Here is a 19,479-nt window from a genome sequence, read left to right on the forward strand (position 1 = left end):
ACATGCGGATCGTCTGTATCGGTGGCGGGCCTGCCGGCCTTTATTTTGCGCTGCTGATGAAGCGGCAGCATCCGGAGCATCACGTCACCGTCGTCGAACGGAACCGCCCCTTTGACACATTCGGCTGGGGCGTCGTCTTTTCGGACGCGACCATGCAGTCGATGCGGCAATGGGACCCGGAGACCGCCGAGGCGATCGAGGTTTCCTTCAACCATTGGGACGACATCGAGCTGGTCTTCAAGGGCCGCAAGATCCGCACGACCGGCCACGGCTTCGTTGGCATCGGCCGCAAGAAGATGCTCAACATCCTCCAGGAACGCTGCCTCGAACTCGGCGTCGAACTGCTGTTTGAGCAGGACGTGGAAAGCGACGAGCAGTTCGCCGACGCCGATCTGATCATCGCCTCCGACGGCGTCAACTCAAGGATCCGCAACAAATACGCCGACATCTTCAAGCCGGACATGGTGATCCGGCCGAACCGCTATGTCTGGCTCGGCACGGACAAGAAGTTCGACGCCTTCACCTTCGACTTCCAGCGCACCGAGCATGGCTGGTTCCAGGCGCATATCTACCGCTTCGACGAGAACACCTCGACCTTCATCGTTGAGACCACCGACGACGTCTTCCGCGCCCATGGCCTCGACCAGATGGACCAGGACCAGTCGATCGCGTTCTGCGAAAAGCTCTTTGAAGGCACGCTCGACGGCCACAAGCTGATGACCAATGCGCGGCACTTGCGCGGCTCCGCCTGGCTGAACTTCGGCCGGCTGATCTGCGAAAAGTGGAGCCACTTCAACGGCCACAGCCATGTCGTGTTGATGGGCGACAGTGCCCACACGGCCCATTTCGCCATCGGCTCGGGCACCAAGCTTGCGATCGATGACGCGATCGAACTCACCCGCCAGTTCGATATTCTGGGCCACGACAAGGCAACCATTCCCGCCGTGCTGTCGGCTTACGAAGAGGTGCGCCGCGTCGATGTCGCCCGCATCCAGAATGCGGCCCGCAATGCGATGGAATGGTTCGAAGTGGTCGGCACGCGCTATGCCGACACGCTGGAGCCCGAACAGTTCATGTATTCGATGCTGACCCGCTCGCAGCGCATCAGCCACGAGAACCTTCGCCTGCGCGACAAGGACTGGCTCGAAGGCTTCGAGCGCTGGTTTGCCGAACGCGCCGGTGTGGCGCCGGCGGCGAACGGGGCGGTTCCGCCGCCGATGTTTACGCCGTTCAAGCTCCGCGGCCTGACGCTGAAGAACCGCATCGTGGTTTCGCCGATGGCGATGTATTCGGCAGCCGACGGCGTGCCGAACGATTTTCATCTCGTTCATCTCGGCGCGCGCGCCATGGGCGGTGCGGCGCTCGTCTTCCCGGAAATGACCTGTGTGTCGGCCGATGCCCGCATCACGCCCGGATGTCTGGGGCTCTGGAGCGACGAGCAGGCCCAGGCCTTCAAGCGCATCGTCGACTTCGTACACCAGCAGACCCCCGCCAAGATCGGCATCCAGCTCGGCCATGCCGGCCGCAAGGGCGCGACAAAGGTCGCCTGGGAGGGGATCGATCAGCCCTTGGCCGAAGGCGGCTGGCCACTCATTTCCGCGTCCGCCCTGCCCTACCTCAAGCATTCGGACATGCCGCGCGAAATGACGCGGGAGGATATGGACCGGGTCGTCACCGATTTCGTGCGGGCCACCGAACGGGCCCGTGACCTCGGTTTCGATATCCTCGAACTGCACGTCGCGCACGGCTACCTGCTGTCGAGCTTCCTGTCGCCGCTTACCAATCTGCGCACCGACGACTATGGCGGCGATCACGCCGCCCGCGCCCGCTTCCCGCTCGAAGTGTTCCACGCAGTGCGTAAAGTCTGGCCCGAGGACCGGCCGATGTCGGTTCGCCTCTCAACCCATGACTGGCACGAGGGCGGCAACACGCCCGAGGACGCGGCAATTTTCGCCCGCCTGTTCAAGGAGGCGGGCGCCGACATGATCGACTGCTCGTCCGGCCAGGTGGTGAAAGAAGAAAAACCGGTCTATGGCCGCCTGTTCCAGACGCCATTTTCCGATAAGATCCGCAACGAGATCCAGGTTCCGACCATTGCGGTCGGGGCGATTTCCGAGGCCGACCACGCCAATTCGATCATCGCAGCCGGTCGAGCCGATCTCTGCGCGATTGCCCGCCCGCATCTGGCCGATCCGTCCTTCGTGATGCACGAGGCGGCAAAGATTGGCTATGACGGTGAGCCCTGGCCGAAACAGTACCATTCGGCTCGGGCCCAGTACGTGAACAACCTGGCGCGCGCCGCAACGACGGCAGGCAAGCCATGATAAGGCACGCCCTCGTCACAGGCGCCGGCAGCGGTATCGGCAAGGCGATTGCCCTTAGGCTCGCCGCCGACGGCCACATCGTCAGCCTCGCCGGTCGGCGCGCAGCGCCGCTTGAAGCGGTACGGGGCGACATCCTTGCTGCCGGCGGACAGGCCTTTGTCCGTGACGGCTTCGATGTGACCAACCCGCAGGCCGTCGAGCAAGGTATCACGGCTGCGATCGCTGAAGCCGGAGAGATTGCCGTTCTCGTCAACTGCGCCGGCGAAGCGCCCTCGGCGCCGTTCGAAAAGACCGACTTCGCGCTTTGGCAGCGGGTGCTTTCCATCAACCTCACCGGCGTCTATCTGGTGACGCAGGCAGCGCTTGCCTCCGTGCGGCGGGCCGGCAACGGCCGGATCGTCAACGTTGCGAGCACCGCGGGCCTGACCGGCTATGCTTATGTTTCGGCCTATTGCGCGTCGAAGCACGGCGTCATCGGCTTGACGAGGGCACTGGCGCTTGAGCTTGCGCGCACCGACGTCACCGTCAATGCCGTCTGCCCCGGCTTCACCGACACGCCGCTGATCGACGGCGCGCTCGATACGATCAGCGAAAAGACCGGCCGTTCGCGCGAGGAAGCGCGCGCCAGCCTTGCTCGCTCCAACCCGCAGGGACGCCTGGTGACGCCGGAAGAAGTCGCCCACACGGTCTCGTGGCTCGTCTCGGAAAAGGCGACGGCAATCACTGGTCAGGCGATCGCTGTCGCCGGCGGCGAAGTTCTTGGAGGATAGAGATGACAAACCCGATGCAGGCCAAGAAGCGCGCCTTCAAAGACCACAAGGCCAAGCACTTCCTGTTCGAAACGGATGCTGACGCACGCGTCGCCACGATCACCCTCAACCGTCCGGAAAAGAAGAACCCGCTGACCTTCGAAAGCTACGAGGAACTTTGCGATCTTTTCCGCTCGCTTGCCCGCGCCAGCGACGTGCGCGCGGTCGTGCTGGCCGGCGCCGGTGACAACTTTTCATCCGGTGGCGACGTGTTCGAGATCATCGAGCCGCTGACGCGTATGCCGATGCCCGATCTTCTGGATTTTACCCGCATGACCGGCGAACTGGTCCGCCAGATCCGCGCCTGCCCGCAGCCGGTCATAGCAGCCGTCGACGGCATCTGCGCCGGCGCCGGCGCCATTCTGGCCATGGCCTCGGACTTCCGTGTGGCAACGCCCGAGGCGAAGACGGCCTTTCTCTTTACCCGCGTCGGGCTGGCCGGCGCCGACATGGGCGCCTGCGGCATTCTTCCCCGCATCATCGGCCAGGGCCGCGCCGCCGAACTGCTCTTCACCGGCCGCGTCATGACCGCGACGGAAGGCCACGCCTGGGGCTTCTACAATGCTCTGCATGAGCGTCCGTCGCTGCTTGCCGAAGCCCAGAAATTTGCACGCAGTATCGCCGACGGCCCCTGGTTTGCCCATGCGATGACCAAGAAGATGCTCGACCAGGAATGGGCGATGGGTATCGACCAACTGATCGAATCGGAAGCCCAGGCACAAGCGATCTGCATGGCGACCGGCGACTTCCGCCGCGCCTTCGAGGCCTTTGCCGCCAAGGCGAAGCCTGAATTCAAGGGGAACTGAGCATGAGTTCCCATGGCACGACCTTGCGCCCACCTTCCCGCGATCATCTCGACTGGCCGTTCTACGATGACAGTCACCGTGCGCTCGCTGCGGAACTCGACGCCTTCGTGGCTCGTGGCGGCCTCGGCGAGATCGATCACGCTGATGTCGATGCCGCCTGCAAGCAGCTGGTCGCGGCACTCGGTACTGCAGGCGTGCTTCGCCATTGCGTGCCAAAGGCGTTCGGCGGTGTTAGCGACGAGATCGACAGCCGGTCGCTCTGCCTCATCCGCGAAACGCTCGCCTACACAGACGGGCTTGCCGACTTTGCCTTCGCCATGCAGGGCCTCGGGACGGGTGCGATCAGCCTGTCCGGCTCCGAGGCGTTGAAACACGCCGTCCTGTCCAAGGTCGCCCGCGGCGAATGGATCTCCGCCTTTGCGCTTTCCGAACCCGAGGCCGGCTCGGATGTCGCGGCGATGGCGTGCGCTGCGCGCCGGGATGGCGATCATTTCGTACTCGACGGTGAAAAGACCTGGATCTCGAACGGCGGCATCGCCGACGTCTACACCGTCTTTGCCCGCACAGGCGAGGCGCCGGGTACGCGCGGCATTTCCGCCTTCGTGGTCTTCGCCGATACGCCGGGCTTTACCATCCCCGAGCGCATCGAGACGATTGCGCCGCATCCGCTCGCCCGCCTTCGTTTCGACAATTGCCGCATCCCGGCGTCGCAACTTCTGGGCGCGCCGGGCGAAGGCTTCAAGATCGCCATGCGCACCCTCGACATTTTCCGCCCGTCCGTGGCAGCCGCCGCGATCGGATTTGCCCGGCGCGCGCTTGACGAGGCGATGGCCCACGCGAAGAGCCGCAGGATGTTCGGCGCGACCCTTGGCGATCTGCCGACGGCGCAAAGCACGCTTGGCGAGATGGCGACCGCCATCGACGCGGCAGCACTCCTGACCGGCCGCACGGCGTGGCAACGCGACGTGCAGAAACGACCAACGACGCGCGAAGCGGCGATGGCCAAGATGACCGCGACCGAGAACGCGCAATGGGTCATCGACCAGGCGCTGCAGCTCTTTGGCGGCCGCGGCGTGCGCGTCGGCGAGATCACCGAGCGGCTCTATCGCGAGATCCGCGCGCTCAGAATCTACGAGGGCGCGACCGAGGTTCAAAAGCTCATCATCGGCCGCGAGCTGATGAAGGGCACGGGACGATAACAAGGGGTGTCGAACATGCATGGTTCGAAGGCGTCATTCGACTGGCAGGACCCGTTCAACCTGGATCAGCAGTTGAGCGAAGAAGAACGCATGGTGCGCCAGACCGCTGCGCGCTATGCCGAAGACCGTCTGGCTCCGCGCGTCCAGGAGGCATTCCGCCACGAGAAAACCGATCCGTCGATCTTTGCCGAGATGGGCGAACTCGGCCTGCTCGGTCCGATGGTGTCGGAGGAATACGGGGGCGCCGGCCTCAACTACGTTTCCTACGGCCTGATCGCCCGTGAGGTCGAACGCATCGACAGCGGCTACCGCTCGATGATGAGCGTGCAGTCTTCGCTCGTCATCGTGCCGATCCATACCTTCGGCAGTGAAGCGCAGAAGCGCAAATACCTGCCAGGACTGATTGCCGGCACCAAGATCGGCTGCTTTGGCCTGACCGAGCCAGACCACGGTTCTGATCCCGGATCGATGATCACCAAGGCCGCCAAGGTCGATGGCGGCTATCTGCTGTCCGGTTCAAAGACATGGATCTCCAATGCGCCGATCGCCGACGTGTTCGTCGTCTGGGCAAAGACATCAGATGGCGCCATCCGCGGCCTCATCCTCGAAAAGGGGTGGAAGGGTCTCAGCGCGCCGGCGATCCACGGCAAGGTGGGCTTAAGGGCATCGATCACCGGCCAGATCGTCATGGACGAGGTCTTCGTGCCGGACGAAAACATGCTGCCCGAGGTGACAGGACTGAAGGGCCCCTTCACCTGCCTCAACTCCGCGCGCTTCGGCATCGCCTGGGGCGCCCTTGGTGCAGCCGAGTCCTGCTATGACACGGCGCGGCAATACGTGATCGACCGCAAGCAGTTCGGCCGGCCGCTTGCCGCCAACCAGCTGATCCAGAAGAAGCTTGCGGACATGGCAACCGAAATCGCCCTTGGCCTGCAGGGCTGCCTGCGCCTCGGGCGCATGAAGGATGAAGGCAATCCGCCGGTCGAACTGACCTCGATCCTCAAGCGCAACTCCTGCGGAAAAGCGTTGGAAATCGCCAGAACTGCGCGCGACATGCTCGGCGGCAACGGCATTTCGGACGAATTTCCGGTGGCCCGCCACCTCGTCAATCTGGAAGTGGTCAACACCTATGAGGGTACGCACGACATCCATGCGCTGATCCTCGGCCGTGCCATCACCGGCATTGCCGCCTTTGCGAACTGAGGTCGGCATCGATGTTCAGGAACACGAGACCACTGCGGTTCGGAGACTGCGACCCCTCGGGGATCGCCTACTTCCCGTCCTATCTCAATATTCTTGTCGGGGTGACGGAGGACTTCTTCGCCTCGCTCGGCTTTCCCTGGAAAGCCATGAACGACGAGCGGCGGATCGGCGTGCCGACGGTGCGCCTCGATCTCACCTTCTCTCGACCGGGCTTCCAGGGCGACGATCTGGATTTCGCGCTGGCGGTGCGCGGCATTGGCCGCTCGTCGCTCGACATGGAGCACACGGTCTCGGCGAGAGGCACCGTGCTCTGGACAGCAAAACAGCGGGTCGTTGCCACCTCGCTCGACAATCACGCTTCTTGTGCCTGGCCGGACGATATCCGCGCCGCGCTGACACAACATCTGGAGACGACCGATGCACACCATCCTGCAACCTGAAGGCTGGGCTAAGCCCATCGGCTATGCCAACGGCGTCTCGGCCAAAGGCCGCACCGTCTTCATCGGCGGCCAAATCGGCTGGAACGCGCAGTCCGAGTTCGAGACCGACGATTTCGTCGAGCAGGTGCGCCAGACGCTGAAGAACGTGGTCGCAGTGCTTGCGGCCGGCGGCGCCGATCCGCAGCACATCACCACCATGACCTGGTACTTCACCGACAAGCAGGAATATGTCGGCAATCTGCGCGGCATCGGTCAGGCCTATCGCGACATCATCGGCCGGCATTTCCCGGCCATGGCCGCGATGCAGGTCGTCTCGCTCGTCGAAGACCGCGCCAAGATCGAGATCCAGGCAACGGCCGTCGTCCCCGATTGAGGTTTGGCAGCATGGCCGGGATCCGATTTTCCGAAAGCGTTTTCGCCCGACTTGAAGGTGGCGTTCTCGTCGTTACCATCGACAACGCGCCCGTCAACGCGCTCTCCGCGCATGTCCGTTCCGGCCTGATGGCGGCGCTTGACCATGTTGCCGAACGGCCGACGATTGCGGGTCTCGTCATCACCGGCGCCGGCAATACCTTCATCGGCGGCGCGGATATCAGGGAGTTTGGCAAACCGCCGGTCGACCCGCTGCTTCCCGAAGTGATCGAGCGCATCGAGACCTTCGACAAGCCGGTTGCCGCAGCCGTCAACGGCGCCGCCCTTGGCGGCGGCTGCGAGGTGGCGCTTGCCTGCCACGGCCGGATTGCCGGCGAGAAGGTGTCGTTCGGCCTGCCCGAGGTAAAGCTCGGGCTTGTCCCGGGTGCTGGCGGGACGCAGCGCTTGCCACGCCTGATCGGCACGGTCATGGCGATCGATCTCATCGGAACCGGTCGTGCCGTGAAGGCCGCCGAAGCTGTGGCGCTTGGGCTTGCCGACAGCATTGCCGCCGATCCTGTCGCTGTCGCTCTGGCTTTCGTTCAAGAGCAAGCTGGCAAGCCGCTCCGTCGGACCGGCATGATCGCCGTCCCGCCTGCGCACGCCAAAGCCGTCGGCGCGGTGGAAGCGAAGGTTCTGGCAAAGGCCCGCGGCCAGGCTGCCCCCGCCGAGGCAATCCGCCTCGTTAAGGCAGCCGGTGAACTCGACCTGAAGCAAGGACTGGCTGAGGAACGCGCGACTTTCCGGCGTCTCCGGGATTCGGTCGAGTCAGCGGCCCTCAGGCATGTGTTTTTTGCAGAGCGCGCCGCCGGCAAGGTCGAAAGGCTCGACAAGGTTTCGCCTCGGCCGATCGCGATCGTCGGTGTCGTGGGCACCGGGCTGATGGGGTCCGGCATCGCGGTCTCCGCCTTGATCTCCGGCTACCGCGTGGTCGCCTTGGAGCAGACGGAAGAAGCCGCAGCCGGCGGACGGGCACGCATTGCCGAGACGCTCGACAAGACCGTGCGGGCTGGACGATTGACTGCTGACGGACGCGACGAATGCCTCGCGCGGCTGCAGACCACCGCAGAAGCCGTTGAGCTCGCGAAAGCTGACCTCGTCATCGAAGCGGTGTTCGACGACCTCCAGGTCAAGACGGAGTTGTTTCAGAAGCTTGACGACATAGTCGCACCGGGCGCCATCCTCGCGACCAACACCAGTTATCTCGACCCCGATGCGATCGCGGCGGCGACGGTCGATCCATCACGGGTGGTGGGCCTGCATTTCTTTTCGCCCGCCAACGTGATGCGGCTCGTCGAAGTCGTTGATTGCGCCAAGACCGCGCCGGACGTCCTGGCGACGGCGCTTGCCTTCGTCAAACGCCTCGGCAAGCTGCCGGTCGTAACCGGGGTCACCGAAGGCTTCATCGGCAACCGCATTTTCTCGGCCTATCGCCGCGAGGCGGAGTTCATGCTGGAAGATGGGGCACTCCCGCAGGAGATCGACGCCGCGCTCGAGGCCTATGGCTTTCCGATGGGCATCTTCGCCGTCAACGACATGGCCGGACTGGAGATTGCCTGGGCACGACGCAAGCGACAGGCGGCAACACGCGATCCTGCCGCACGCTATGTCGAAATCGCCGACAGGCTCTGCGAGGCCGGCCGTCTCGGCCGCAAGAGTGGCCGCGGCTGGTACGCCTATCCCGATGGTGAGCGCACCGTTGATCCCGACGTCACGGCGACGATCGAAACGGCGCGGGCAGCCAAGGGCATCACGCCGCGCGCCTTTAAATCCGATGAGATCATGAACCGGCTTCTGAACGCCATGTGCGACGAAGGCAAGGCGCTGCTCGCCGAAGGCATCGCCGCACGTCCCGGCGACATCGATCTCGTGATGATCAACGGCTACGGATTTCCCGCGCACAAGGGAGGGCCGATGTTTGCAGCCGGGCAAAGCAAACGATAAATCTCATGGCTGAAGCCTACATCGTCGGCGGCGTGCGCACCCCCATCGGCCGCTACGGCGGGGCACTCTCGAGCGCCCGCCCGGACGATCTTGCGGCCCATGTCATCCGCGAGGCGCTGGCGCGCGTAGCATCCATTCCGGCCGAAGCGATCGACGAGGTCGTACTTGGCTGCGCCAACCAGGCGGGTGAGGACAATCGCAACGTCGCCCGCATGGCCTCCTTGCTCGCCGGGCTACCGGAGACGGTCGCCGGAACGACCATCAACCGGCTGTGCGGTTCCGGGCTCGATGCAGTCGGTTATGCCGCTCGCGCGATCCGGCTGGGGGAGGCCGAAATCATGGTCGCCGGCGGCGTCGAAAGCATGTCGCGTGCGCCCTTCGTCATGCCGAAGGCCGAAGGCCCGTTCCAGCGCAGCACCGAGATCCACGACACGACGATCGGCTGGCGCTTCATCAACACGGCCATGAAAGACCGATACGGCATCGACTCAATGCCGGAGACCGCCGAAAACGTCGCCGCCGAATTTTCCATCTCCCGCAAAGATCAGGACGCCTTTGCACTGCGCAGCCAGGCGCGCGCGGCAGTTGCGCAAAAGAGCGGGCGTCTCGCCCGCGAGATCGCCGCCTACGCGATCAAGGGACGCAAGGGCGAGACGACCCACGTCGAACACGACGAACATCCGCGCGAGACGACGCTCGAAAAGCTTGCGAGCCTGCCGACGCCCTTCCGCGCCAATGGCACGGTAACCGCGGGCAACGCATCGGGCGTCAACGACGGCGCGGCCGCGCTCATTCTCGCCTCAGCCGGCGCGGTCGAGCGCTACGGACTTCAGCCCTTGGCCCGCGTCGACGGCATGGCAACGGCCGGTGTTGCCCCACGCATCATGGGCATCGGACCGGTCTTTTCCACGCACAAGCTCCTGGAACGTTTTGGTCTCGGCATCGGCGACATCGATGTCGTCGAGTTGAACGAGGCCTTTGCAGCGCAGGCGCTCGCCTGCATGCGGCAACTGGGGCTTGCCGACGATGCGCCCCGTGTCAATCCGAACGGCGGCGCCATCGCGCTCGGCCATCCGCTCGGCATGTCCGGTGCACGCCTGGCGTTGACCGCCGCGTTGGAGCTCGAAGCGCAGGGTGCCAAGCGTGCGATCGCCACCATGTGCATCGGCGTCGGACAGGGCATCTCGATGCTGTTGACACGGCCGTAGCGGCTGCACGCTTCGTGCCGTCAGCCGAAGGCCGCTCAAGACAATGAGAAAGCTGGGTTTGCTACTCAGCTGATGGGACTGAGACCGAGCCGCAAGCGGCTCGGTCTTCAAGCTTATTTTCCACCCCAGGCGGCGGGATAGTCCGGCAGCTTCTCGCATCCGCACATCGCGTGATGCAGCGGGGGCATCTTGGCGTCGACATATTGATCGAGCGTTTCTGCCGTGATCGCCGGCTGCGGCATTACCCATTCCGGACCCGGCACCGCCTCGCCCTGCAGCACCTTCACTGCCGCGATGATTGGCGTGCGCCATTGGTAGGTCGGATAGGTCGGGGCTATCGCCTTGAAGCCTTCCGACTTCCACTTGACCAGGAAGTCCTGCTGGTCCTCGCCGGTAATGATCGGGGGCGGCAGGCCCGCATCCTCGAAGGCTTCGAGGGCTGCAACTGCTGTGGCACCAGCGTCCATCCAGATCGCGTCGATTTTGCCGCGTTGCAGGTAGTCTTCGACGATCGACTTGGTCTTGGCATTGTCGCCCTCGGTGAATTCCTCGCCGATGACGTTCAGCCCTGTCTCCTTGAAAATGCGCTTGGCCGCGGACGCGCGGGTCTCGAGCACATCGACACCCGGTACGATGCGCAGCATCAGGACGTCGGCGCCCGCGGGTGCCGTGGCCGCCACGAACTCGCCTGCCTGGATACCGAAGCCGTAACCACCCACCGGATGGATGAAGGTGACCGGGCATTTGGTGTTGACGCCGCGGTCAAAGACGATCACCGGAAGCTTCGCACAAGCCTTCTCGACTGCAGGCGTCAGGGCTGCCGTCGTATTCGGCGAGACAATCAGGGCCGAACATTTGCCGCCGTTGATGAGGTCGTCGATGTCAGCGATCTGCTTGTCGTCGGACCCTTCGGCATCGACGTGAATGAGCTCCTTGATTTCCGGATGGAGCTTTACTTCGGCCTGCATGTTCGTCCAGCCGGTTACCCGCCAGGCATTGTTCACGCCGGCGTTTGAAAAGCAGATCGTGTAGGGACCTGGCTTCTTGTGCTTTGCGGTATCGACCATCTGGTCGCCGTAGTACTGCTCCCAAGGCTCCCCTTCCGGACCATTGGCCTTGGCCGTCAGCAGCGTCCGCTGTCTGTCGAACTCGGCAGTATCGTCGAAGTTCAGCTGTTGGCTATGCGCCGTGCCGGCGACGAGCGCAGCCGAAAGTGCGGCGGTCAGCAATTTTTTCATGTCTCACTCCCATTGATCATGATTTTTCAGTTCCTCCCGATGGCCTGGAGCGGAATGCGGAAAGCGCCCGCAACCCGCTCTGACCCTCGAAATCAGGTCCCGCCGGCGCGGTTGCGCCGGTAGGTTGCAAGCACGACTGCGGCGATCAGGATCAAGCCCTGGACGACATCGCGCGTCGGCTTCGGCAGTCCGATGAAGTTGAGCAGCGTGAAGATGGCGGTCAGCGTCAGCGCGCCTGCAATCGAGGCGGGCACGGAGCCGCGGCCGCCGAGAAGCTGCGCTCCGCCGATCACGCAGGCGGTGATCGCCTGCAGCTCGTAGCCGACGCCGACATCGGTTGAAACGCCCGCAAATCCACCGAGCAGGATGCCGGCCGTCACCGCGCTCAGCGACGAGGCGACAAAGGCGATGATGCGTACCCTCTCGATCGGCACACCCGACATTTGCGCCGCGCGCGGATTGTCGCCGAGCGCATGCAGCATGCGCCCGAGATTGGTGCGATGCATGAGCCAGAACAAGACGAAGCCGACGACCAACAGCACCAGCAATGCCACCGGCAGGAACTGGATCAATGGAATGCCCTGAAGGCTGGCGCGCCCGAAGAAGCGGAACGTCTCCGGCAGGTAGCCGCGCGGTGATCCGCTCGACCACATGAAGGCAGCACCATTGAGCGTGATCATCATGCCGAGCGTGGCGATCAATGACGGCACCCGCAGATAGGAAACGACCAGGCCGTTCACCACGCCGACGGCGAACCCCGCCGCATACATGACCGCAATCACCCACCAGGTCGCATCGGCACTGTTGTCGAGCAGCATCGACGAGCCGACGACCGTCAGCGTGATGAGCGAGCCAGCCGAAAGGTCAAAGCCGCCGGAGACGATGACGTAGATTTGGCCGGCCGCAAGGATTGCAAGAGGAGCGGCTCGCTTCAGGAAATTCATGTAGCCTGTGGGCTCGATGAAGTTCGGGTTCGAAAATGTGATGGCAACGAGAAGGGCTGCCAGCACGAAGAAGACGGGATTGATCTTCGGCAGCCGCCCAATGCTTGCCACGCCGCGCGTCTTTGCGGAGCCGACGGTTTCCTGGATCATGCCACTATCCTCTTTGAACGGACTGCGTAGAAGGCGACGGCGGCGACGATGATGATGCCGCGCATTACCTGCTTGGCGAAGGCATCGATGCCGGCGAGATTGAAGATGGAATCGATCAGCGAGAAAATGATCACGCCGGCAACAGTGCCCCAGATCCCACCCTTGCCGCCGGAGAGGATTGTGCCGCCGATGACGACGACGGCGATCGATTCCAGATCATAGGCGCCCTCCGTGCCGATCCAGGGCGAACCGGATTTCAGGCGGCTGGCCAAATAGAGGCCGGCGAGCGCCGCGCAAAGGCTGCAGATGATATGGCTCGCCATGACGACCCGCGTCGTGTTGATGCCGGCCGCGCGCGCCGTGTCGCGGTTGCCTCCAACCGAGTAGATGTTGGAGCCAAAGCGCGTGAAGCGCAGGACGATCCATGCGCCAAGGACCAGCAGCGCCAGAACGACCAGGCTGACCGGCAGCCCGAGCACCTCGCCATAGGCGAAATACTGGAACGCATCCGGTACCGAGCCGCCGAACCGGCCATGAAAGGAGGCAAGACAGCCCTGAATGATCAGCGCCATGCCGAGCGTCGCGATAAGCGGGTTGACATCGAGGCGGGTGATCAGGAGCCCGTTGAGGGTTCCGACCACCGTCCCCATCACGAGCACCGCAGCAACGGCCGGCACCATCATCGCCGGGTCGCCGTTCATGATCGCAGAGGACACCACGGCCGAGGCCGAGATGAGATGGGCCACCGACAGGTCGATCGAGCCGACGAGGATGGTGAAGGTCTGCCCAACGGCGGTGATGCCGAGCGCGATGGACCTGTTAAGGATGGAGACGGTCGCCTCCGGTGTCAGGAAGCGTGTCAGGCCGAGGCTGAGCGCAATCGCCGCATAGATCAGGACGGCCAGACCGAGCAGAAGCGCCGGCGCGTAGTGTTCCATGCGCCAGGCCGGACGCCGGGTGAGAGTTGCCTTGTTCATGCTGCCACCGCCTCCTCGCCGGTTGCCGCCAACATCACATCGGCTTCAGAGGCCCCGCGCGAAAACGCCGCGACGAGTTCGCCGTTCCGCATCACAAGGACGCGGTCGGATGCGCCGAGAACCTCCGGGAGATCGGACGAGACCATCATGATGGCCGTGCCCTTGCGCGCGAGATCGCGCATCAGGTGGTAGATCCCGGCCTTGGCATTGACGTCGATGCCGCGTGTCGGCTCGATGAAGATCAACAGCCGAGGCGCCAGCGCCAGCCAGCGCGCAACGATGGCTTTCTGCTGGTTGCCGCCCGACAGCGCCTTGATGTCCTGGGCAAAGCTGCCGGCGCGCACGTCGAGTTCGCGCAGCAGCTTTTCCATCGCTTCCGCCGAAACAAAAGGCGTCGCATTGGCATTGCCGGAAAGGCCGGAGAGTGCGCGAGACGTAAGCATGCCGTTGTCGACGACCGATTGCATCAACACCAGCGCTTCGGCCTTGCGATCGCCCGGCAGCAACCCGACCCCAGCGCGGATCGCCTCGCGCGGACTGGTGAACCGCGCCGGCTTGCCGGAAAGGGTGATCTCACCCTTGGTGAAGGGAGAAAGGCCGAATATCGCCTGCGCGAGCGCGACGCGCCCTGCCCCTTGCAAGCCCGAAAAACCGACGATCTCGCCTGCGCGCAGTTCGAAGGACACATTTTTCAGCCGTTCGTTGCCGGCGTTGCGGACTGAGAGCACGACGTCGCCGATCTCCTGCGGTGCTGCCGGTTCCGCATAGAAATCGCCAAGGTCGCGGCCCACCATGGCTCGTACGATCGCCTCGGGCTCAGGCACATGGTCGAAGCGAACCGCCACCTCGCCATCCTTGAGCACGGTAACACGATTGGCCAGCCGCGTGATTTCGGGCATGCGGTGGGTGATGTAGACGATAGCCACACCGCTTTTCTTCAAGGTGTCGACGAGACCGTAGAGCACCTCGCATTCGGCCTCGTTCAGCGCTGCCGTCGGCTCGTCCATCACGATCACCTTTGCCTCTAGCGACACCGCCTTGGCGATCTCCACCAGTTGCTGGCTGGCGACGTCGAGGTCAGCGACAACGGTGCTCGGCTCGATCCGGTGCGCCGAGCCGAAGAGCGCAAGCACGCGCCGCGCTTCGTCGTTCATCGCCCTGTGGTCGATTAGACCGCGGCGCGTCGGCTCGCGGCCGAGGAAGATGTTCTGTGCGACGGTTCGCTCGGGCAGCAGGGAGAATTCCTGATAGATGACGGCAATGCCCGCGCGGATCGCCGCAAGCGGATGCGTGAAATGCCGTTCCTCACCGTTTACGACAACCGCACCTGCGTCCGGCCGATAGATGCCGGAGAGGATCTTCATCAGCGTCGACTTGCCGGCACCGTTTTCTCCCGCCAGCGCATGGACCTCACCGCAATGCGCGGAGAAGCTGACGTTTTTCAACGCCTTGACACCGGGGAAACTCTTGGCGATGCCGCGCATCTCGATAGCGGGGTGTTTCGTGTTCATGCAGCAGCCCATGTCTTGCGGATGAATGTCGCGCTCTCGGAAAAGAGCGTATCGAAGTCGGGAAACAGCGGCCGCCAGACGCGGGTCGCCGTCGCGATCGCCGGCAGCCCGGCGCCGAATGCCTCAAGCGTCAGCCAACCGTCATAGCCGATCTCCTTCAACACCGTGAACATCGCGCCAAATTCGATATGCCCCCGCCCGGGAATGCCACGATCGTTCTCGGAGACATGGAAGACCCCGATATCCTGGCCAATCAGGCGGATCGCCGCCTCCGGCCGACGCTCCTCCACATTGGCATGGAACGTGTCGTACATGATCTTGAAGGCAGGATGCGCCACGCGATCCACATAGGCACGCGCCTGCTCCATCGTGTTGAGAAAATAAGTCTCGAAGCGATTGAGCGGCTCGAGGCTCAAATGCATGCCGTTGGCCGCCGCCCGCTCTGCGAGCGCATGGTGCGCGTCTGCCCCATACTTCAACTCGTCTTCGCTGGCGCCCCTGCCGGTAAAGAAGCCGATCGGGGCATGAAACGGCCCGCCCATGCTTTCAGCACCCAGCGCTATTGCGCAATCCAGCGCCCAGTCGAGATGGGAAAGCCCGCGCGCCCGCACTTCGGCATCGCAACTGACGGGGTTTGCCTCAGGCGTCGGGACGATCGATGTGGTGGATCGGCCAAGGCCGAGCCCGTCCAGTTCGCGGCCCAGGCGTTCGTAGTGACTGACCTTGCCCGACAGAACCGGCACTTCGACGCCATCATAGCCGAGATCGCGCAACCGGCCGATATTGTCGAGATGCCTCTCCTCGACGAAATCGGTCAGGCAAAGGAGATTGATACCAAGCTTCATGACGCGCTCACTTCAGCGAAATGCCGAGATCGCGACACGTCGCGCGGATCCAGGCCAGTGACGTTTCGATCATCGGGCCGGCGGCGCCTTCGCATTCGAGGCTGAGTACGCCGTCGTAGCCGTGGTCGCGAAGCATGGCGAGACAGGTCTTGATGTTCTCGGCATTGACGCCATCGCCGAGCGCACAATGGCTGACCGCGATCCCGGTCTGTCCGCCACGGGCAGCCGCTGCCAGCGACGGCGACACGTCCTTAAGATGGACATGAGACACCCTGTCGATGAACCGCGACAGAAACTGCGGCGGTTCCTGGCCGGCGATGAAGGTGTTGCCGGTGTCCATGTTCATGCGCAGCCACTTGCTGTCTGCGAAGGCGAGCATGCGCTCCATGAATTCCGGACGCGTCGTGAAATGACCATGAGGCTCGATGTTGACGACGATCTCGTGCGCTTCGGCGACTTCGACGATCTTTTCGTAGCTGCGCTTCATCAGCGCCATCGAGTCTTCTTCGGTAAGTCCGCGCGGCATGTGGAGCCCGTCGGTCGTGTCGACGCAGGGACTGCCGGCCTGCGCGGCCCAGGCAATCGACTTCAGCACATAGGGCACACCTCTGAGCGGTCCGTCCTCACCAGACAGCGGATAGGCCGCATCGACCTGGGAAAAGCGCACGCCGTAACGCTCCATCTTGCGACGCAAGAGGACCGGGTCCTCGTAGAGCGCGACATGCGGTTGATAGCCCAGTCCGTGGATCCAGCTCACGCCGTCGATCAGACCACACTCGATGAAGTGCAAATCGTTGTCGCTTGCCCATTCCAGGCATTTTTCAAACGACCAGTAGGCCGAGTTGAACGCGTCCGTGTGGAAGCCTATCCGCACCGGCAAAATCCTCCCAATTTCCCCCATGCCATTGAGTTTCAATGGCAAATCATCAGCGTCTCCAAAATGGAGCTTGATGATGTCCAAGCATTGCGCAATAAATCGCTGCCTGCGTTCGAAATAGACGACTGGTAAATTTTAAACATCAGCGGGGGAGCGGAATGACGAAGAGCAGCAACGAACGGGCCGTCAATCGGCCCGCTGTCTTCCGCGAGCCGGGCGCCCTGCTCTATGCCGGCAATTGCCAGGACCTGATGAAGGCCTCGCTTGCCGGCCAGGTGTCGCTCAACGCCTGGACGCGACGCGGCTATCCCGGCATCGACCTCGGCGCGGCGCTGCCGCAGGTCTGTTCCGTCGGCGGATGGGATGCGACGACCCCGCAGGACTGGGGCCTGCGCGAACATTGCAACGAGGGGGTCAAGATCGCCTATCTGGCGCGCGGCTCATTGACGATCACCATGGATGGCCGCAGGACGACGATCAATGAAGGCCAGATGTTCGTCGTGCGGCCCTGGCAGTTGCACGCGCTCGGCGATCCCAATGTCGGTGCCAGCCACATAATCTGGGTGCTCATGGATATGGGCGTGCGCCGACCACACGAAACCTGGCTGTGGCCCGAATGGATCGGCTGGCCCGAGCGCGACCGAAAGCGCCTGAGCGAACTTCTGTCGAAGAACGAACAGATTTCCTACAACGCCTCCCGCGAGGTTACCCGCACCTTCCTCGACATCCACGAGGTGGTGGCAGGCGGCGATATCGACGGTGGAGAGGCGCACCTGCGCCTCTTGATTTCGATGATGCTGCTGCAATTCCGCCAGATGCTGGAAAGCCAGGCACCGGTTCTCGATCTTGCTCTTGCAAGCTCGAAGCGCACGGTCGAGATCTTCCTGAAGCGGCTGCGTCATGCGCTCGACGAGGACTGGACGCTCGAGAACATGGCGGCGGAGTGCAATCTTTCCCGCACGCAATTTTCGCAGCATTGCCAGGTGCTGACCAACATGACGCCTGTCCGCTACCTCCAGACGCTCCGACTCAACGCCGCACGGCTGCTTCTTGAAAGCGGCGCGCAATCGGTCACCAACATCGCCTTTGATTGCGGCTTCTCATCGAGCCAATACTTTGCCACCTGTTACAAGAAGCGCTTCGGGTTTTCGCCAATGGAAACGCCGCGTCAGTCGCTATCGATCGCCAACTGAAAGTGGGCCGCCGCGACCGGATCAAAGCCGAATGGACAAGAAAGCTCTCCTGACGCCACGAAAGGTCGCTTCGCAGCAACGCTCGCGAGCGATGATCGAGGCCTTGGTCGAAGCGACTGCGCGTGCATTGATCAAAGAAGGATTTGAACGCGCCAACACAAACCGGATTGCCGAAGAGGCCGGCGTCAGCATCGGCTCTCTCTATCAGTATTTTCCGGGCAAGGAAGCGCTCGTCGTTGCCGTCATCGAACGCCACAAGAGCGAGATGGTGGATGTCTTGCGGGGTACGCTGGCCAAAGTGGCGACGCTGCCGCTCGACAGTGCCGTGCGCGAACTGGTCAAGACGATGATCGATGCTCATCGTGTGAACCCGGACCTTCATCGAGTGTTGGTCGAGGAAACGCCACGTGCAGGGCGGATCGGTACGATCGACGGTTTTGACAGAGAGTTCTACGGGTTGATCAGGGCTTATCTCGAATTGCACAAGGCAGAACTGCGGCCGATGGATCTGGATCTGGCCGCTTACATTTGCGTCAGCTGCACGGAGGCGCTGACGCACGGCGCGGTGGTCGACAGTCCAGAGAAGCTAAACGATGGGAACGTCGACGCCTTCATCAACGAAGTGACGACGCTGATCACGCGCTACCTGAAGTAACGTCCTTCGGGTAGCAGACATCCAAGATGCGAGCTGGGTCTTGGCGATTTGACGTCGCTCCGTGAGCGCCGGCTTCCAACTGCGCGAACTACCGGGGGAATATGAACGTGGAGCGCTCGCAGAGACAGCTTCTCGAACGCGAGTAGATTTTTGCGAGTGATCGCTCACAATTGAGGCTGCACGCGGCCAGTCCGACAGCCAACCTCGTGTCGAAATCAAATGCAGCACGAGCGGTCGAACGACCGCTTCTCGAAGCTCCATACCAAGGTAACAAGAGATGTACGCACACGTCGTGATAATTCATGCCGCGGCCATGGGCACGGCATTTCTGCTGTTTGCAGCAAGGGAGCTCCTTTTCATTTCTGCCCGGCGAGGGCAAATCGGGGCTGCAAAGTTGGCCCTGACCGCAAACAGGATTGCAGGCCTGCTCACCGGCATAGGGATTGCCGGAGGCATTGGCCTCATCGTTTTGGGTGGGTGGCCGCTATCGACACCCTGGCTACTGATGTCATTCACCCTGATCGCCGCCTTGATGATTGTCGAAAGCAGGGTCGTGCGGCCATGGGAGGCACAGGTGCATCCAGCCCTTGAAGGCACGATCGACAAATTGGAAGTCCGAACGCTTCTTAGAAACAAGCGCGCTTTGGGCGGCCGCCTGGCATCGATCTCGCTTTTTGCTCTGATAATAGCGCTGATGGTCGTCAAACCCGACCTACTCGGCGCCTAGGGCGACGCCATCGGACGC

18 protein-coding genes are annotated in these 19,479 nt (G+C 63.1%); 12 read left to right on the plus strand and 6 right to left on the minus strand.

Annotated features, from left to right (window positions below):
- The first annotated feature begins 2 nt into the window (after positions 1-2).
- From IB263_RS28975 to pcaF, 9 genes are read left to right on the plus strand one after another with little or no spacing between them, the layout of a single operon-like run.
- Positions 3-2,324: a bifunctional salicylyl-CoA 5-hydroxylase/oxidoreductase gene (locus tag IB263_RS28975; protein ID WP_060580772.1), complete on the plus strand. Its 2,322-nt coding sequence runs from the start codon at positions 3-5 to the stop codon at positions 2,322-2,324.
- Positions 2,321-3,094: an SDR family NAD(P)-dependent oxidoreductase gene (locus IB263_RS28980; RefSeq protein ID WP_060580773.1), complete on the plus strand. Its 774-nt coding sequence runs from the start codon at positions 2,321-2,323 to the stop codon at positions 3,092-3,094. The genes IB263_RS28975 and IB263_RS28980 overlap by 4 nt, the downstream gene beginning before the upstream one ends.
- Before the next feature lie 2 nt (positions 3,095-3,096).
- A complete protein-coding gene (locus IB263_RS28985; RefSeq protein WP_112985029.1) occupies positions 3,097-3,939 on the plus strand; it encodes an enoyl-CoA hydratase family protein in 843 nt (280 codons plus the stop codon).
- A 2-nt stretch (positions 3,940-3,941) separates the two neighbouring features.
- Positions 3,942-5,138 (plus strand): acyl-CoA dehydrogenase family protein, encoded by a 1,197-nt coding sequence (locus IB263_RS28990; RefSeq protein WP_112985028.1) that lies wholly within the window; start codon positions 3,942-3,944, stop codon positions 5,136-5,138.
- A 15-nt stretch (positions 5,139-5,153) separates the two neighbouring features.
- Positions 5,154-6,341: an acyl-CoA dehydrogenase gene (locus tag IB263_RS28995; RefSeq protein WP_112985027.1), complete on the plus strand. Its 1,188-nt coding sequence runs from the start codon at positions 5,154-5,156 to the stop codon at positions 6,339-6,341.
- A gap of 11 nt (positions 6,342-6,352) precedes the next feature.
- Positions 6,353-6,781 carry a thioesterase family protein gene (locus IB263_RS29000; protein ID WP_060580776.1) on the plus strand — a complete coding sequence of 143 codons (429 nt, stop codon included), beginning with the start codon at positions 6,353-6,355 and terminating at the stop codon, positions 6,779-6,781.
- Positions 6,759-7,154 carry a RidA family protein gene (locus IB263_RS29005; protein WP_112985026.1) on the plus strand — a complete coding sequence of 132 codons (396 nt, stop codon included), beginning with the start codon at positions 6,759-6,761 and terminating at the stop codon, positions 7,152-7,154. Before IB263_RS29000 ends, IB263_RS29005 begins: the two co-directional genes overlap by 23 nt.
- Before the next feature lie 11 nt (positions 7,155-7,165).
- Positions 7,166-9,136 (plus strand): 3-hydroxyacyl-CoA dehydrogenase NAD-binding domain-containing protein, encoded by a 1,971-nt coding sequence (locus tag IB263_RS29010; RefSeq protein ID WP_192439353.1) that lies wholly within the window; start codon positions 7,166-7,168, stop codon positions 9,134-9,136.
- Between the two features lie 5 nt (positions 9,137-9,141).
- On the plus strand, positions 9,142-10,344 hold the full coding sequence (gene pcaF, locus IB263_RS29015) for a 3-oxoadipyl-CoA thiolase (RefSeq protein WP_112985024.1): 1,203 nt from the start codon (positions 9,142-9,144) through the stop codon (positions 10,342-10,344).
- A 113-nt stretch (positions 10,345-10,457) separates the two neighbouring features.
- Here pcaF and IB263_RS29020 read toward each other — a convergent pair whose 3' ends face one another.
- From IB263_RS29020 to IB263_RS29045, 6 genes are all read right to left on the minus strand, one after another.
- Positions 10,458-11,582 (minus strand): substrate-binding domain-containing protein, encoded by a 1,125-nt coding sequence (locus IB263_RS29020; protein ID WP_112985023.1) that lies wholly within the window; start codon positions 11,580-11,582, stop codon positions 10,458-10,460.
- A gap of 92 nt (positions 11,583-11,674) precedes the next feature.
- On the minus strand, positions 11,675-12,676 hold the full coding sequence (locus IB263_RS29025) for an ABC transporter permease (RefSeq protein ID WP_112985022.1): 1,002 nt from the start codon (positions 12,674-12,676) through the stop codon (positions 11,675-11,677).
- Positions 12,673-13,653, minus strand: a complete 981-nt coding sequence (locus tag IB263_RS29030) for an ABC transporter permease (RefSeq protein ID WP_082566303.1) — start codon at positions 13,651-13,653, stop codon at positions 12,673-12,675. Before IB263_RS29030 ends, IB263_RS29025 begins: the two co-directional genes overlap by 4 nt.
- Complete coding sequence (locus IB263_RS29035; RefSeq protein ID WP_112985021.1) at positions 13,650-15,164, minus strand: sugar ABC transporter ATP-binding protein; 1,515 nt, start codon at positions 15,162-15,164, stop codon at positions 13,650-13,652. Before IB263_RS29035 ends, IB263_RS29030 begins: the two co-directional genes overlap by 4 nt.
- Complete coding sequence (locus IB263_RS29040) at positions 15,161-16,009, minus strand: sugar phosphate isomerase/epimerase (RefSeq protein ID WP_060518036.1); 849 nt, start codon at positions 16,007-16,009, stop codon at positions 15,161-15,163. The genes IB263_RS29035 and IB263_RS29040 overlap by 4 nt, the downstream gene beginning before the upstream one ends.
- A gap of 7 nt (positions 16,010-16,016) precedes the next feature.
- A complete protein-coding gene (locus IB263_RS29045; RefSeq protein WP_162727335.1) occupies positions 16,017-16,883 on the minus strand; it encodes a sugar phosphate isomerase/epimerase in 867 nt (288 codons plus the stop codon).
- A 161-nt stretch (positions 16,884-17,044) separates the two neighbouring features.
- Between IB263_RS29045 and IB263_RS29050 the strand changes: the two genes are divergently transcribed.
- From IB263_RS29050 to IB263_RS29060, 3 genes are all read left to right on the plus strand, one after another.
- Positions 17,045-18,079 carry an AraC family transcriptional regulator gene (locus IB263_RS29050; RefSeq protein WP_112985019.1) on the plus strand — a complete coding sequence of 345 codons (1,035 nt, stop codon included), beginning with the start codon at positions 17,045-17,047 and terminating at the stop codon, positions 18,077-18,079.
- A gap of 91 nt (positions 18,080-18,170) precedes the next feature.
- Positions 18,171-18,734: a TetR/AcrR family transcriptional regulator gene (locus tag IB263_RS29055; protein ID WP_246811106.1), complete on the plus strand. Its 564-nt coding sequence runs from the start codon at positions 18,171-18,173 to the stop codon at positions 18,732-18,734.
- A gap of 277 nt (positions 18,735-19,011) precedes the next feature.
- A complete protein-coding gene (locus tag IB263_RS29060; RefSeq protein ID WP_112985017.1) occupies positions 19,012-19,461 on the plus strand; it encodes a DUF2269 family protein in 450 nt (149 codons plus the stop codon).
- Positions 19,462-19,479 lie beyond the last annotated feature (18 nt).

The organism is Ensifer sp. ENS03 (assembly GCF_014852035.1).
Lineage (GTDB): Bacteria > Pseudomonadota > Alphaproteobacteria > Rhizobiales > Rhizobiaceae > Ensifer > Ensifer adhaerens.